Here is a 16,163-nt window from a genome sequence, read left to right as displayed (position 1 = left end):
GCGTGGGCCGCTTCGACGAAGACGAACACGAGGACACCACCGAGCGTGAGGTGTCCGCCGCGCTGACCGTGGGTGAGGGCGACGTCGACGCCAGCCTCCGACCGCGCTCGCTCAAGGAGTTCATCGGGCAGCCGCGGGTGCGGGAACAGCTCCAGCTGGTGCTCGAGGGCGCCAAGAACCGCGGGGGCACACCGGACCACATCCTGCTGTCCGGCCCGCCCGGTCTCGGCAAGACGTCGCTGGCGATGATCATCGCCGCCGAGCTCGGCACGTCGCTCCGGCTGACCTCCGGCCCGGCCCTGGAACGTGCCGGCGACCTGGCCGCGATGCTGTCCAACCTCGTCGAGCACGACGTCCTGTTCATCGACGAGATCCACCGCATCGCGCGACCCGCCGAGGAGATGCTCTACCTGGCGATGGAGGACTTTCGCGTCGACGTCGTCGTCGGCAAGGGTCCGGGCGCTACGTCGATCCCGCTGGAGGTCGCGCCGTTCACCCTGGTGGGAGCCACCACGAGGTCCGGCGCGCTGACCGGCCCGCTGCGTGACCGGTTCGGGTTCACCGCTCACATGGACTTCTACGAACCCGCCGAGCTGGAGCGGGTGCTGATCCGCTCGGCTGGCATCCTCGGCATCGAGGTGGGAGCCGACGCCGCCGCAGAAATCGCCCGCCGTTCCCGCGGCACCCCACGCATCGCCAACCGACTGCTCCGCCGGGTGCGGGATTACGCCGAGGTGCGCGCCGACGGAGTGATCACCCGGGACGTCGCGAAGGCCGCGCTGGCCGTCTACGACGTCGACGAGCTCGGGCTGGACCGGCTGGACCGGGCCGTGCTCAGCGCGCTGACCCGCAGCTTTGGCGGCGGGCCCGTCGGCGTGTCGACGCTGGCGGTGGCCGTCGGCGAGGAGCCGACGACGGTCGAAGAGGTGTGTGAGCCGTTCCTGGTCCGCGCCGGCATGATCGCCCGGACCCCGCGCGGAAGAGTGGCGACCAGTCAGGCTTGGATGCATCTGGGCCTGACGCCACCCAGCGGTGTCATGGGCCTCGGGCAACAAACCCTCTACGACTGACGGGCGGGACGAACCTCCATGACCACGGCTGGACTGATCTTCGCGGTGCTGGCCGCGCTGTTGCACGTCTACATCTGGATTCTCGAGGCGTTCCGCTGGACCGCTCCGCGCACCCGGGCGACCTTCGGCACGACGGTCGAAGAGGCCGAGACCACCAAGCTGATGGCGTTCAACCAGGGCTTCTACAACCTCTTCTTGGCCGTGGTCACCGTCGTCGGCGTGGGGTTCACGATCTCCGGCGGTACCCGTGTCGGCGCCGCCTTGCTCTTCGCCGGTGTCGGTTCGATGCTGGCCGCCGCGGCCGTGCTCCTGGTCTCGGCCCCCGCCAAGGCGCGTTCGGCGGTCATCCAGGGGACGTTCCCGCTGCTGGCCGTCGTGCTGCTCGCCGTCGGCTTCTCGACATAGGTGTCGTGACGGTGGCCGACCACGTGGACGAGGTTGCCCCCCGAGCGCTTGGCCCGGTACATGGCGCGGTCGGCTGATTCGACCAGATAGTCGACGTGGGTGCCGAGGTCGCGTGACGGCACCCGGTACAGCGAGGCGCTCGCCACGCCGATGCTGGCGGTGACCCGCATGGGTGCGTGCGCGATCTCGCGGCGGATTCGCTCGGCCAAGCCGATGGCGTCCCGGCGATCGCCGGAGACCGCGACGACGAATTCCTCGCCGCCGATGCGGGCGGCGATGGAGTCGCCCCGTCGGATGTTGCGAAGGACGCCGCCGACCATCACCAGGGTCTGATCGCCGGCGGCATGCCCGGCGGTGTCGTTGATGCGCTTGAAGTCGTCGAGGTCGACCATGACGACGGTCAGATGAGCGGCGCCGTCCCGGCTCGACTCGGCGGCCAGGATGCGGACCGACCGTTGAAACGCGCGCCGGTTCGGGAGGTCCGTCAGCGGGTCGATGTCGGAGTTGAGGGCGTCGATGCCCAGCGTGTGCACCAGCACCTGGATGCAGAAGGGCACCGCCAGCACGCTGGTGCCGAGGATCAGCAGACTGCTCGCCGCCAGTGCCGCGTCACCGGCGACGGCGACGTGGGCCGCGCAGGCGATGGCCGTGCCGACGGCTACCGCGAGGGTCAGCGCCAGGTAGCGGGCGGTGTGGAAGAACGCGACGTATCCGGCGAGCGAGGCGAACGCGGTGGCGCCCTGGATCCCGGTGGCCGGACGGAAGGCGAGCAAGCAGGTGGCGGCGACCACGAGGTTGGTCACGACGACGAACACGGCGGACTGGTTGCGGGTGGGCCACCGCGTCGTCCACGCAACGGCCATCACCGCGCAGACTGCCGCGATGGCGGCGCAGGCCACCCGGGCGGCCGGGGCGTGCGGACCTGCGGGGGTGAACAGCATCAGCCCGGGCACGGCACCGAGGGCCAGGACGATCCCGGCCATCATGTAGCGGGTGAACCTCTGGAGGTTGCGGACGGCCAGGTACGCGGACAGCCACTGATAGTGATCGGGCTGCCGCCACCATTGGCCGATCCAGTCCACGTCGAGTGTTCGCCCTTGCCAGTCGTGTGCCGCTGCCGTCACGGGCGTGGTCTCAGCTCGAGTGACGGACTCCCCAGGCGGATCGTACAAGAACCGGCGACAGTTTGCCGGAGGTCGGCGAGATCCCACTTGTGCGTGGTCGTTCGGTGCCGCCCTGACCTTGACGGCGCGGACGTACGGAATTGCTGTCGATGTTGAATCGACCGTGGTGAGCCACGGTTGCCAGCGTTGCCGACCAGGCCGTGGCGACTACATGCGATGCCACGGAAAGAGGCTTGAAGCCGCGAAAACCAGACGGCACGGCCCTCCTGGCAACCTTCGCTGGAGTCGCCGTGACGTTCGTCGCCGAGGGTTTGGGTTCGGCATCCCGCTGGGTACCCCGGGGCGAACGAGGAGGCGGACATGTCACGGGTCGTTGCGAATGAAGAAGTCCAGGGCGGCAGGATGGCCATTCCGCGCAGTCGGGGAGCGGCCAGCGGGTTCCTGATCGTGCTGCTGGGACTGTGGGGCGCGTTGGTTCCGTTCGTGGGGCCGTTGTTCGACTTCGCCTACGATTCGGGGCTCGGATCGTCGTGGACGAACGCGCGGGGCTGGCTGGAGGTGCTGCCGGGCGCCGTCGCGGTGATCGGTGGCTTCTTGCTGATGACGTCGCGCAACCGAGCCGCGGGGATGCTGGGTGGCTGGCTCAGCGTCGTGGCAGGTGCGTGGTTCGTCGTCGGCCGGGTGATGGCCACGACGCTGACGATCGGCGAGATCGGTGCCCCGGTCGCGCCGACTCCCGTCAAGGCGGCCTGGCTGGAACTCACGTACTTCTACGGCCTCGGCGCCCTGATCGTCTTCTTCGGGGCGATGGGTCTCGGGCGGTTGTCGGTGCGCAGCGTGCGCGACGTCGACCATGCGCAGCGGTTGGCGTCGGCCGATCGCGTGGAGCGCCTCGACGACGGCGAGCAGCCGACCACCGTCATGCACCGCACCGGGTCGTCGCCGTCGGCGGCGACCGGCGGCCTGCCGCAGCCCGCGCGCCCGAAGCGCAGTTGGCGCGAGCGCCTCGGCCGCCGCGGCGATCAGGACACGCTCGTCGGCAGGTGATCAGCCGGTGTAGACCATGACGTGTTTGATGCGGGTGTAGTCCTCGAGGCCGTACATCGACAGGTCCTTGCCGTGCCCCGAGGACTTGAACCCGCCGTGCGGCATCTCGGCGACCAGGGGAATGTGGGTGTTGATCCACACGCAGCCGAAGTCGAGCGCATTGGACATCCGGATCGCCGTCGACACGTCCTTGGTCCAGACCGACGAGGCGAGGGCGAACTCCACGCCGTTGGCCTTCTCCAGCGCGTCGTCCTCGTCGACGAACGACTGCACCGTGATGACGGGGCCGAACACCTCGGACTGGACCAGCCGGTCGTCCTGCCGGAGGCCACTGATGACGGTGGGGGCGACGTAGAACCCGTCGTCACCCTGGCGATGTCCGCCCGCGGCTACGGTGGCATGGTCGGGCACGTCGTCGAGGAAGCCCAACACACGCGTCATCTGGTTGGCGTTGTTGACCGGGGGAACCCAGGCGTCCTCGTCGTCGACCCTGCCGAACGTCGTCAGCGCCTTGCCCGCCTGCTCGGCGAGCGCCGCGGTCAGGTCGTCGACGATCGACGCGTGTGCGAGGACTCGGGTGGCGGCGGTGCAGTCCTGTCCCGCGTTGAAATAGCCCGCCGTGGCGATGCCCCCGGCCGCCGCGGCGACGTCGGCGTCGGCGAACACGACCACCGGGGCCTTGCCGCCCAGTTCGAGATGCGTGCGCTTGAGATGCCCTCCCGCGCTGACGGCGACCGCCCGGCCGGCCTCCACCGAACCGGTGATCGACACCATCGCCGGGGTTCGATGCCCCACGACCGACGCACCGGTCACCCGGTCCCCGGTGACGACGTTGAGCACGCCGGGTGGGAAGTGTTTGGCCGCCAGCTCGGCCAGAATGACCGTGGTGACCGGCGTCGTGTCGCTGGGCTTGAGCACCACGGTGTTGCCAGCCGCGACGGCGGGGCAGAACTTCCAAATGGCCATCATCATCGGGTAGTTCCACGGCGCCACCTGGCCGACCACCCCGACGGGCTCGCGGCGGATCCACGAGGTGTGGTCGGTCATGTACTCCCCGGCCGACTTGCCCTCCAAGACCCTCGCGGCGCCGGCGAAGAACCGAATCTGGTCGACCATCGGCGGGAGTTCCTCGACCCGGGTGACGTGGTTGGGCTTGCCGGTGTTGCGTCCCTCGGCGGCGACCAGCCGGTCGGCGGCGCGCTCGACGTCGTCGGCGAAGTCGAGCAGCGCCTTCTGCCGGGCCGCCGGCGTGGTGCGCTTCCAGTCCGCGAACGCCGCGGCCGCCGCGGCGTAGGCGCGGTCGACGTCCTCCTGGTTGGACACCGGCGCGGTGCCGTAGCGCTCGCCGGTGCTGGGGTCGACCAGCGGCATCGTCGCACCGCTGACCGAGTCCACGAGTTCACCGCCGATGAAGTTCTTGACGGTGGTGGTCATGCTCAGAGGTCCTTGAGGACCAGGGCGAGTACGTCGAGACCTTCCTCGAGCAGGTCGTCGCCGATCGTCAGCGGCGGCAGGAAGCGCAGCACGTTGCCGTAGGTGCCGCAGGACAGCACGATCACCCCGGCGGCGTGCGCACCGGCGCACAGCGCCTTGGTGAGGTCGGCGTCGGGTTCGGTGGTGCCGGACTTGACCAGCTCGACGGCGATCATCGCGCCGCGGCCGCGCACGTCACCGATGCGGTCGTCGTCGGCCTGCATCCGGCCGAGGCGCTCCTTCATGAACGTCTCGATCTCGCGGGCGCGGGCCACCAGCCCGTCGGCCTCGATGGTCTCGATTGTCGCCACGGCCGCGGCGCACGAGATCGGGTTGCCGCCGTAGGTCCCGCCAAGGCCGCCGACGTGGGGCGCGTCCATGATCTCGGCGCGGCCGGTCACGGCCGCCAACGGCAATCCGTCGGCGATGCCCTTGGCGGTGACGATGAGGTCGGGTTCGATGCCTTCGTGCTCGCAGGCGAACATCGCGCCCGTGCGGGCGAAGCCCGACTGGACTTCGTCGGCGATGAACACGACGTCGTTCTTCCGGCACCAGTCCAGCAGGGTGGGCAGGAAGCCGTCCGCGGGCACGATGAAGCCGCCCTCGCCCTGCACCGGCTCGATGATGACCGCGGCGAGGTTGGCCGCGCCCACCTGCTTGTCGATGACGCTGATCGCTCGCCTGGCGGCCAGCTCGCCGTCGGTGGCGAGTTCCTTGCCGCCGAACTCGGCGTCGCGGTAGGGGTAGGACATGGGGGCCCGGTAGATCTCGGGGGCGAACGGGCCGAAACCGCTCTTGTACGGCATCGACTTCGCGGTCAGCGCCATCGTGAGGTTCGTCCGCCCGTGGTAGGCGTGGTCGAACGCGACCACGGCCTGCTTGTTGGTGTAGGTGCGGGCGATCTTCACGGCGTTCTCCACGGCCTCGGAGCCGGTGTTGAACAAGGCCGACCGGGCCTCGCCGGCGATGGGGGTCAGCCGGTTGAGGTGCTCGCACACCGCGACGTATCCCTCGTACGGGGTGACCATGAAGCAGGTGTGGGTGAAGTCGGCGGCCTGGGCGGCGACCGCCTCGACCACGCGGGGCGAGGCGTTTCCGATGGTCGTGACGGCGATGCCCGATCCAAGGTCGATCAGGCGGTTGCCGTCGACGTCCTCGACGATGCCGCCGCCTGCCCGCGTGGCGTAGACGGGCATGGTGGTGCCGACACCGCGTGCGACGGCTCCGGCCTTGCGCTCGATCAGGGCCGAGGACTTGGGGCCGGGAATTGCGGTGGCGAGGTGGCGGCTCTGGTCGATGGTGCTCACGTCATGACTCCTGCGAGGGGTTCGGGGGCGACGATGAAAGTCACGTCGAAGCCTAGTCGCCAGGGTCGTCGACGCGAACGGAAACCTCGGCTCGGGCGCGGCACGACGGGCGAGATCGTCGGCACCGGGGTGCATCTCCTACGCAATCGGTGGCGTCGACGGCCCCGGGCGACGAAACCGACGTTTAGTGGTACTAACCGCCGTCGCGCCGCGAAGGGGGAGGTCGGCTGGCGGGCGCATAGATGGCACACTGGTCGGTGACTGGGCCCCCGTGTGTTCGCATCCGTTCCGGGGAGTCACGACCGAAATCGATACGAAAGTTTGAGTTGACATGGACCTCGCCATCTTCGTTCCGCTGCTCCTCGTCATGGGCGCGTTCATGTTCTTCGCCTCCCGCAAGCAGAAGAAGGCCATGCAGGCGACCATCAACCTGCACGACTCGCTGACCGCCGGCGACGAGATCATGACCACGGCCGGGCTGTACGGCACCATCACCGCGGTCTCCGATTCCAAGGTCGACGTGGAGATCGCCCCGGGTGTCGTGGTCACCATGCTCAAGCTCGCCGTCAAGGAGAAGACCTCGGTCGACGAGGACGACTACGACGAGGACGACGCCACCGAGGTGGTCGAGCAGCCGACGGCTCGGGAACTCGACCGGCCCGGCACCGGCACCGAGGTCAAGTCGGACCCGGACCGCCTCGCCTGACGACTGTCGGCTGAGCACACAGCGCAACCACGTACTCTTTGCGGGTTGACGTACCGATCTGAGGAGAACCAAGAACGTGGCATCGCCTTCGGCGCCGGTGCATCCCTACCGTTATCTGACGCTTTTTCTGGTTCTGCTCATCGGTGCGTATCTGCTGGTGTTCCTGACCGGAGACAAGCACGCGAAGCCCAAGCTGGGCATCGACCTGCAGGGCGGCACCCGCGTAACCCTGACCGCCCGCACCCCGGACGGCACCCCTCCCACCCGTGAATCGCTGGCCCAGGCGCAGGAGATCATCAGCTCCCGCGTCGACGGTCTCGGCGTGTCCGGTTCCGAGGTCGTCGTCGACGGCGACAACCTGGTCATCACCGTGCCGGGCAACGACGGCAACGAGGCCCGCAACCTCGGGCAGACCGCGCGGCTCTACATCCGTCCCGTCATCCACGCCATCCCCGCGGCGGGTCAGACCCCGCCGGCCGGGCAGGCGCCCGCGGGCGCACCGCAGGGCGCGCCCGGCGTCGTCCCCGGACTGCCGGGGGCGCCAGGCGCACCGGGAATGCCACCCGGGATGCCGCCGCTGATCTCACCCGCGGAACCGGGCGCACCCATCGTGCCGCCCAGCCAGGACGGACAGGGCGCCCCAGCACCTGCCGAGCCGGCACCACAACCGCGGCCGTTCCCGGAGGAACCGGCGCCCACGCCGGCACCGTCGCCCGCCCCGGCCCCCGCGCCGGGCGCGCCCGCGCCAGGCGGACCCGCCAAGCCCGATCCAAATCCCAAGGGCGCCAACCTCGCTCAGCGCATCTCCGACGAGAAGGCATTGCGCCAGAGCGCCGATCAGCAGATTCAGCTGCTGGCGCTGCAGTTCCAGGCGACGCGGTGCAACGACGAGGACGTGCTGGCCGGCAACGACGATCCCAACCTGCCCCTGGTGACCTGCTCGCAGGACCACAAGGAGGTCTACCTCCTCGACAAGTCGATCATCAGCGGCGAAGAGATCGAGAGCGCGTCCTCCGGCCTGGATCAGCAGCGCGGCGAGTACGTCGTCGACCTGCAGTTCAAGAGCAAGGGCGCCGACGTCTGGGCGAACTACACCGCCGCCAACGTGGGCACGCAGACCGCGTTCACCCTCGACTCGCAGGTGGTCAGCGCGCCGCAGATCAACGAGGCCATCCCCGGTGGTCGCACCCAGATCACCGGTAACTTCACCCAGGATTCCGCCCGTGAGCTCGCCAACGTGCTGAAGTACGGCTCGCTGCCGCTGTCCTTCGAGTCCTCGGAGGCCGAAACCGTCTCGGCCACACTGGGATTGACATCGCTGCGGGCCGGTCTCATCGCCGGCGCGATCGGCCTGGGCCTGGTGCTGCTGTACTCGCTGCTGTACTACCGCGTGCTGGGCTTGCTCACCGCGCTGTCGCTGGTGGCCTCCGGCGCGATGGTGTTCGCCATCCTGGTACTGCTCGGCAGGTACATCGGATACACGCTCGACCTGGCCGGCATCGCCGGTCTGATCATCGGCATCGGCACCACGGCCGACTCGTTCGTAGTGTTCTTCGAGCGCATCAAGGACGAGATCCGCGAGGGCCGTTCGTTCCGTTCGGCGGTGCCCCGAGGCTGGGCCCGCGCGCGCAAGACCATCCTGTCGGGCAACGCGGTCAGCTTCCTGGCCGCCGCCGTGCTCTACGTCCTGGCGGTCGGGCAGGTCAAGGGCTTCGCGTTCACCCTCGGCCTGACCACCATCCTCGACGTCGTCGTGGTGTTCCTGGTGACCTGGCCGCTGGTGTTCCTCGCGTCCAAGTCCGCAATGCTGGCCAAGCCGGCCTACAACGGCCTCGGTGCGGTCCAGCAGATCGCCCGCGAGCGCCGGGCCGCCGCCACGTCAGCGGGAGGGAGGTAGCCACATGGCAAAGCACGGATCTACCGATGAGGGCGGCGCCCTCGAACTCGACGACGCCTCGGCTGCCGAAGAACTGGGCACCGAGCCGGACGCGGCGGCCCCCGGGGCGCCACGACACAACTTCTTCGTCCGCCTCTACACGGGCACCGGCGCCTTCGACGTCGTCGGCAAGCGCAAGCTGTGGTTCGGCGTCAGCGGCGCAATCGTCCTGATCTGCCTCGCCAGCATCCTGATTCGGGGGTTCACCTTCGGCATCGACTTCGAAGGTGGCACCAAGGTCTCGATGCCGGCAACGGGTGCACAGGGACAGGTGACCACCCAGCAGGTGGAGGACGTCTTCAGCAAGACGCTGGGCTCCGCGCCGGAGTCGGTCGTGCAGGTCGGCAACGGGTCCTCGGCCACCATCCAGATCCGCACCGAGAAGCTCAGCAACCCGGACAACGAGAAGCTGCGCACGGCACTGTTCGACGCCTTCCAGCCGAAGGCGGCCAACGGGCAACCCAGCAAGGACGAGGTCAGCAGCTCCGACGTGTCGTCGACCTGGGGTGACCAGATCACCAAGAAGGCGCTCATCGCGCTGGCGGTCTTCCTGGTGCTGGTCGCCGCCTACATCGCGGTGCGCTACGAGCGCTACATGGCGGCGGCGTCGCTGGCGGCGCTGGTGTTCGACCTCGCGGTGACGGCCGGGGTCTACTCTCTGGTCGGCTTCGAGGTCACCCCCGCCACGGTCATCGGTCTGTTGACCATCTTGGGCTTCTCGCTGTACGACACGGTGATCGTGTTCGACAAGGTCGAGGAGAACGTGCACGGGTTCGAGCACACCACTCGACGCACGTTCGCCGAGCAGGCGAACCTGGCGATCAACCAGACGTTCATGCGGTCGATCAACACCAGCTTGATCTCGGTGCTGCCGATCCTGGCACTCATCGTGGTCGCGGTCTGGTTGCTCGGGGTCGGCACCCTGCAGGATCTCGCGCTGGTGCAGCTCGTCGGCGTCGTGGTCGGTACCTACTCCTCGATCTTCTTCGCCACTCCGCTGCTGGTCGCCATGCGCGAGCGCACCGATCTGGTCAAGGCCCACAACCGCCGCGTGCTGAATCGGCGCAAGGGCAGGGGCTCGGGTTCCGTCGACTCGGCGTCGACGTCGGTCGTCGACGCCAACCCGGAGAAGGTGTCCGTCGCGGCCACCCCCGCGCCCGAGAAGCCGGCCCCTGGTGCCAAGCCGACCCGTCCCACCGGTAGGCCGTCGGGTAAGCGGAACACCAGGCGGTAAGCCTCGATGATGGTCCGACCCCGACGGGTCTCGATCCTGGCGGCCGTAACCGCGTTGGTCGGGTGTCTCGGGCTGTCGTCCTGCGCGAGCGGTCCGGCCGACGAGATCGACTACGCGGTCGACGGGACCCTGCCCACCTACAACACCAACACGGTGGCGGGCGCGGCATCGGCGGGTCCGCAGGCCTTCGCACGCGTGCTCACGGGGTTCGACTATCACGGGCCCGAGGGGCAGGTCGTCGGGGACCGCGACTTCGGCACCATCTCGGTGGTGGGTCGCGCGCCGCTGGTGCTGGACTACGTGATCGGCGACGACGCCGTCTACTCCGACGGCAAGCCCGTCACGTGCGACGACATGGTGCTGGCGTGGGCGGCGCAGTCCGGCAGATTCCCCGGTTTCGACGCCGCGAGCCGGGCCGGGTACGGCGACATCGCCAGCGTCGACTGCGCCCCCGGTCAGAAGAAGGCCCGGGTGTCCTTCGCCCAGGACCGCGGTTTCGTCGACTTCGGCCAGCTGTTCGCGGCGACGTCGATGATGCCGTCACACGTCATCGCCGACGAACTTGGTGGCGGTGACGGCGTGGTGACCGCCGCCATTCAGTCCGGTGATCTGCCGAGGATCGAACGCATCGCCCAGTCGTGGAACACCGTGTGGAATTTGAGCCCCGGGGTGGACCTGAAGCGCTTTCCGTCGTCGGGGCCCTACAAGCTGAGCTCGGTCCGCGAGGACGGCGCGGTCGTGCTGGTCGCCAACGACAAGTGGTGGGGCGCCAAGCCCGTCACCGGGACGATCACGGTGTGGCCGCGCGGCGCGGACATCCAGGATCGGGTGAACTCCGGTGAGTACGACGTCGTCGACGTGTCCGCGGGATCCTCCGGCGTACTGAACCTGCCGTCGGACTACGTGCGGACGGACAGCCCGTCGGCCGGCATCGAGCAACTGATCTTCGCACCAAGTGGCCCGCTGCTGGATCCGGCCGCACGACGGGCCCTCGCCCTGTGCACGCCGCGCGACGTGATCGCCAGGAATGCCGAGGTCCCGATCTCCAACAGCAGGTTGAATCCGACGACGGAGGATTCGATGACGGCCGCGGAGAACGTGGCAGAGGGCGGCCGGTTCAGCACGTCGAACCCGGTGGCGGCGCGGGACGCGCTCGGCGGCAAACCCTTGACGGTTCGCATCGGCTACCAGAGTCCCAACACCCGACTGGCGGCCAACGTGGGGGCGATCGCCAAGGCGTGCGCTCCGGCGGGCATCACGGTCACCGACGCCGCGTCCGACGCGATCGGCCCGGATTCGTTGCGGCAGAACCAGATCGACGTCCTGATGGCGAGCACGGGCGGCGCGGCCGGCAGCGGGTCGACCGGGTCGTCGGCGATGGACGCATACGACTTGTTCAGCGGCAACGGCAACAACCTGTCCGGGTATGCGAACGAGCAGGTCGACGGTGTCATCGGCGCGCTGGCGGTGACGGCCGACCCCAAGGAGTACGCCCGGCTGCTGGGGGAGGGCGCGCCCGTACTGTGGGACGACATGCCCACCCTGCCGCTGTACCGTCAGCAGCGAACTCTGCTGACGTCGTCGAAGATGACCGCGGTGAACAGCAGTCCGACGCGATGGGGTGCTGGGTGGAACATGGACCGTTGGGCCTTGAGTCGATGAGCGAGGGGTAGATGAGCGACGCGAGCCACGCCGACGTCGCGGCGGTCATCAAGTCGCTGATGCGCGAGGTGCCCGACTTCCCCGAACCCGGCATCCAGTTCAAGGACCTCACCCCGGTGCTTGCCGACGCGCGGGGACTGGCGACGGTGACCGACGCATTGGCCGCCGTGGCCCCTGACGTAGACCTGGTGGCGGGCATCGACGCGCGGGGCTTCCTGCTGGGGGCCGCCGTGGCGATCCGTCTCGGTACCGGCGTGCTGGCCATCCGCAAGGGCGGCAAGCTGCCGCCGCCGGTGCACCGCGAGACCTACGACCTGGAATACGGCAGCGCGACCCTCGAGATCCCCGCGGACGGAATGCAACTGACCGGGTTGCGCGTTCTGCTGGTGGACGACGTGCTCGCGACCGGTGGAACGATGGCTGCGGGGGTCACCCTGCTGGAGGCGGGCGGCGCCACGGTGACCGCAGGTGCGGTGGTGCTGGAGCTGGCGGCTCTCGACGGGCGCTCGAAGCTGCCGGACGTGGCAGTCACGAGTCTGTACGTGGTCTAGCGTCTATCCTCGACGAATACGGCACGGGTCAGGAGGTGAGCACGGTGGCCGACGACCACGCCCTGACTCAAACGCAGCCGATGCCGGTCATCACGGCCGACCAAGTCGCACCCGAGAACTCCAAGACCTCCTCCAGCGCGTCGCGTCGCGTGCGCGCCCGGCTCGCCCGCCGGATGACCTCGCAGCGCAGCGCGGTCAACCCCGTCCTCGAGCCGCTGGTCGCGGTGCACCGCGAGGTCTACCCGAAAGCCGACCTCGCGCTGCTGCAGCGCGCCTACGAGGTTGCCGAGCAGCGTCACGCCGACCAGCTGCGCCGTTCCGGTGACCCGTACATCACCCATCCGCTGGCGGTGGCCAACATCCTGGCCGAACTGGGCATGGACACCACCACACTCGTCGCGGCGCTGCTGCACGACACGGTGGAGGACACCGGGTACACCCTCGAGGCCTTGACCGCCGACTTCGGCGTGGAGGTAGGGCACCTGGTCGACGGCGTCACCAAGCTCGACAAGGTGGTCCTGGGCAACGCCGCCGAGGGCGAGACGATCCGCAAGATGATCATCGCGATGGCCCGCGACCCCCGGGTATTGGTGATCAAGGTCGCCGACCGGCTGCACAACATGCGCACCATGCGCTTCCTGCCGCCGGAGAAGCAGGCCCGCAAGGCCCGCGAGACGCTGGAAGTCATTGCCCCGCTTGCCCATCGACTCGGCATGGCGACGGTCAAGTGGGAGCTCGAGGATCTGTCGTTCGCGATTCTGCATCCCAAGAAGTACGAAGAGATCGTGCGACTGGTCGCCGACCGGGCACCGTCGCGCGACACCTATCTGGCCAAGGTGCGCGCCGAGATCGCCAACACGGTGACGACCTCGAAGATCAACGCGACCGTCGAGGGACGGCCCAAGCACTACTGGTCGATCTATCAGAAGATGATCGTCAAGGGCCGCGACTTCGACGAGATCCACGACCTGGTCGGCGTGCGCATCCTGTGCGACGAGATCCGGGACTGCTACGCCGCGGTCGGTGCGGTGCACTCGCTGTGGCAGCCCATGGCGGGCCGGTTCAAGGACTACATCGCCCAGCCGCGCTACGGGGTGTACCAGTCGTTGCACACCACCGTCGTCGGGCCCGAGGGCAAGCCGCTGGAGGTGCAGATCCGCACCCGCGACATGCACCGCACCGCGGAGTATGGCATCGCTGCGCACTGGCGGTACAAGGAAGCCAAGGGCCGCAACGGAATTCCGGCCAACAACGCCGCCGCCGAGATCGACGACATGGCCTGGATGCGTCAGCTCCTCGACTGGCAGCGTGAGGCTGCCGACCCTGGTGAGTTCCTCGAGTCACTGCGCTACGACCTCGCGGTGCAGGAGATCTTCGTCTTCACCCCCAAGGGCGACGTGGTGACGCTGCCGACGGGGTCGACGCCGGTTGACTTCGCCTACGCGGTGCACACCGAGGTGGGGCACCGCTGCATCGGCGCGCGCGTCAACGGGCGGCTGGTGGCCTTGGAGCGCAAGCTCGAGAACGGCGAAGTGGTCGAGGTCTTCACCTCCAAGGCGATCAACGCCGGTCCGTCGCGGGACTGGCAGACCTTCGTGGTGTCCCCGCGGGCGAAGACCAAGATCCGGCAGTGGTTCGCCAAGGAGCGCCGCGAGGAAGCCCTCGAATCGGGCAAGGACTCGATCGCCAGGGAGGTGCGCCGCGGCGGACTTCCGTTGCAGCGCTTGCTGAATGCCGAGTCGATGGCGGCGCTGGCCAGGGAGCTGCGCTACGTCGACGTGTCGTCGCTGTACACCGCCGTCGGCGAGGGGCACGTCTCCGCGCGGCACGTCGTACAGCGCCTGGTGGCCCAACTCGGTGGTGACGACGAGGCCGAGAACGAGATCGCCGAGCGGTCGACGCCGGCGACCATGCCGGTACGGCAGCGCACCGGCGAGGACGTGGGGGTGGCAGTGCCCGGTGCGCCGGGCGTGCTGACCAAGCTCGCCAAGTGCTGCACGCCCGTGCCCGGTGACAACATCCTCGGTTTCGTGACCAGGGGCGGCGGGGTCAGCGTCCACCGCACCGACTGCACCAACGCGACGTCACTGGAGCAGCAGTCCGAGCGCATCATCGACGTCAAGTGGGCGCCGTCGCCGTCGTCGGTGTTCCTCGTCGCCATCCAGGTGGAGGCGCTCGACCGGCACCGACTGCTGTCCGACGTCACACGGGTGCTCGCCGACGAGAAGGTGAACATCCTCTCGGCATCGGTGGCGACGTCCAACGACCGGGTGGCGATCAGCCGGTTCACCTTCGAGATGGGCGACCCGAAGCACCTGGGTCACGTGCTCAACGTGGTCCGCAACGTCGAAGGCGTCTACGACGTCTACCGGGTGACCTCGGCGGCCTGAGCCGGCGCAGCCGCCCGGCGGGTGCTCACGGCGCCGACTGCCGCCGCGGCCACGCACGCTATGGCGACGAGGACGGCGAACCAGGGGAACACCTCACCGAGTGACCAGCGGGTCGCAGCCCAGCCCGCCGCAATGGTCGGCACCGCCATCGCGCTGTAGGCCATCAGGTAGAACGCCGACATGGTCTCCCCGCGGCGGTTGGCGGGCACGACGTGCGACAGGTGGCGCAGCGAGCCCCCGAAGCCCAGGCCGAACGTGGCGCCGAGCACGGCGGCGGCCGCGAGCACCAGCGGCCAGGAATGCGTGGCCAGGACGGGGATGGTGAGGATCAGCGCGGCGGCCATGCCGACGTCGCCGATGATGGCCGACCAGCGGGCGGGAATCCGCGTGGAGAAGAGTTGGGCCATGGCGGCGGCGAACGCCGTGGTGCCGACGACCGAGCCGCCGAACACCAGGTTGTGCACGTGCGTCTGCTGGGCGGCCAGGGACGGGTACAGCGACAACAGCACGCCAAGCACCGACCACGACGCGGTGGCCCCGAGTGCGGCGAACCAGAAGTCGCCGCGAATCTCGGGCGGGACGGCGGGTTTGGCGATGCGAATGGGCCCGCGGGTGCGGGAGAGGTGGGGCTCGCGCAGCGCGAGGACGCCGATGCCCAGCACGGCGCAGATCACCGCGACGATCGCGTACGGCGTACGCATGGGGTGCGGGGCGTACTGCGCGAGTACGGCCGAGCCGACGATCGCGACCGTCATGCCGATGTTGAAGGCCACTCCGCTGAGTTGGCCGGTGCGCACGCCGTGGTGGGGGCGTAGGTCCAGCAGCGCCGCTGCGCCGGCGACCACGATCGAGCCGACGGCGGCGCCGTGGATCACCCGGGCCAGCATCAGCATGGCCATGCCGTCGGCGAGCAGGAAGATGCCGAGTCCGGCGATCATCGCCACCAAGGCACCGAGCAGGACGGGCTTGCGGCCGACGACGTCGGAGACCTTGCCGGCGACCAAGACCGCGCCGAGCGCGGCGATGGCGTAGACCGCGAAGACCAGCGTGGTGGACAGCGGGGAGAGGTGCCACTTCTCCTCGTACATTCCGTACAGGGGTGCGGGTAGGCCCGAGACGCCCAGTGCGACTCCGCTCAGGACGAGCAGCAGGGAGTAGGCGCCGCGCTGCGTTTCTTCGGCGCGGGGTGCCGCTGCGACCGGGGTCACGGAAGGGCCTCCTGAGTTGGACGGTGATCGAACCCGCTCAAGGGTACGCT

At 69.1% G+C, this 16,163-nt stretch carries 12 protein-coding genes and 1 pseudogene; 9 read left to right on the top strand and 4 right to left on the bottom strand.

What is annotated here, in order from left to right:
- The first annotated feature begins 2 nt into the window (after positions 1–2).
- A complete protein-coding gene (gene ruvB / locus H7K45_RS21175) occupies positions 3–1,070 on the top strand; it encodes a Holliday junction branch migration DNA helicase RuvB (protein WP_263997930.1) in 1,068 nt (355 codons plus the stop codon).
- An 18-nt stretch (positions 1,071–1,088) separates the two neighbouring features.
- Positions 1,089–1,475 (top strand): DUF1304 domain-containing protein, encoded by a 387-nt coding sequence (locus tag H7K45_RS21170; protein WP_263997929.1) that lies wholly within the window; start codon positions 1,089–1,091, stop codon positions 1,473–1,475.
- 32 nt (positions 1,476–1,507) lie between these two features.
- Here H7K45_RS21170 and H7K45_RS21165 read toward each other — a convergent pair.
- Positions 1,508–2,338: pseudogene (locus tag H7K45_RS21165) on the bottom strand (GGDEF domain-containing protein); the annotation flags it as partial.
- A 621-nt stretch (positions 2,339–2,959) separates the two neighbouring features.
- Here H7K45_RS21165 and H7K45_RS21160 point away from each other — a divergent pair.
- Positions 2,960–3,646 carry a hypothetical protein gene (locus H7K45_RS21160; protein WP_263997928.1) on the top strand — a complete coding sequence of 229 codons (687 nt, stop codon included), beginning with the start codon at positions 2,960–2,962 and terminating at the stop codon, positions 3,644–3,646.
- Here H7K45_RS21160 and H7K45_RS21155 read toward each other — a convergent pair whose 3' ends face one another.
- Both H7K45_RS21155 and gabT read right to left on the bottom strand, forming a co-directional pair.
- Positions 3,647–5,080 (bottom strand): aminobutyraldehyde dehydrogenase, encoded by a 1,434-nt coding sequence (locus H7K45_RS21155; RefSeq protein ID WP_263997927.1) that lies wholly within the window; start codon positions 5,078–5,080, stop codon positions 3,647–3,649.
- 2 nt (positions 5,081–5,082) lie between these two features.
- Positions 5,083–6,426, bottom strand: coding sequence for a 4-aminobutyrate--2-oxoglutarate transaminase (gene gabT, locus H7K45_RS21150; RefSeq protein ID WP_263997926.1), 1,344 nt, complete (start codon positions 6,424–6,426; stop codon positions 5,083–5,085).
- Positions 6,427–6,757: 331 nt separating this feature from the next.
- On the opposite strand from gabT, the gene yajC reads away from it, so the two are divergent.
- The 6 genes from yajC (at position 6,758) to H7K45_RS21120 (ending at position 14,905) form a co-directional block, all read left to right on the top strand.
- Entirely contained in the window at positions 6,758–7,132 is a 375-nt protein-coding gene (gene yajC, locus H7K45_RS21145; protein ID WP_263997925.1) for a preprotein translocase subunit YajC, read from the top strand.
- Positions 7,133–7,208: 76 nt separating this feature from the next.
- On the top strand, positions 7,209–9,029 hold the full coding sequence (gene secD, locus H7K45_RS21140) for a protein translocase subunit SecD (protein WP_263997924.1): 1,821 nt from the start codon (positions 7,209–7,211) through the stop codon (positions 9,027–9,029).
- 4 nt (positions 9,030–9,033) lie between these two features.
- Positions 9,034–10,302, top strand: a complete 1,269-nt coding sequence (gene secF / locus H7K45_RS21135) for a protein translocase subunit SecF (protein ID WP_263997923.1) — start codon at positions 9,034–9,036, stop codon at positions 10,300–10,302.
- Between the two features lie 6 nt (positions 10,303–10,308).
- The gene (locus H7K45_RS21130) at positions 10,309–11,964 is read left to right on the top strand and encodes an ABC transporter substrate-binding protein (RefSeq protein WP_372512603.1); all 1,656 of its coding nucleotides are present in this window, start codon (positions 10,309–10,311) and stop codon (positions 11,962–11,964) included.
- 11 nt (positions 11,965–11,975) lie between these two features.
- Positions 11,976–12,515 (top strand): adenine phosphoribosyltransferase, encoded by a 540-nt coding sequence (locus H7K45_RS21125; RefSeq protein WP_263997922.1) that lies wholly within the window; start codon positions 11,976–11,978, stop codon positions 12,513–12,515.
- An 80-nt stretch (positions 12,516–12,595) separates the two neighbouring features.
- Positions 12,596–14,905, top strand: coding sequence for a RelA/SpoT family protein (locus H7K45_RS21120; RefSeq protein ID WP_263998386.1), 2,310 nt, complete (start codon positions 12,596–12,598; stop codon positions 14,903–14,905).
- Here H7K45_RS21120 and H7K45_RS21115 read toward each other — a convergent pair.
- Complete coding sequence (locus H7K45_RS21115; RefSeq protein WP_263997921.1) at positions 14,881–16,113, bottom strand: MFS transporter; 1,233 nt, start codon at positions 16,111–16,113, stop codon at positions 14,881–14,883. The two genes, H7K45_RS21120 and H7K45_RS21115, sit on opposite strands and share 25 nt — an antisense overlap.
- Positions 16,114–16,163: the final 50 nt, after the last annotated feature.

The organism is Mycobacterium yunnanensis, assembly GCF_025823185.1.
GTDB classification, from domain to species: domain Bacteria; phylum Actinomycetota; class Actinomycetes; order Mycobacteriales; family Mycobacteriaceae; genus Mycobacterium; species Mycobacterium yunnanensis.
Note: the sequence above shows the minus strand (reverse complement) of the source record. Positions and strands in the feature narration are given on the sequence as shown.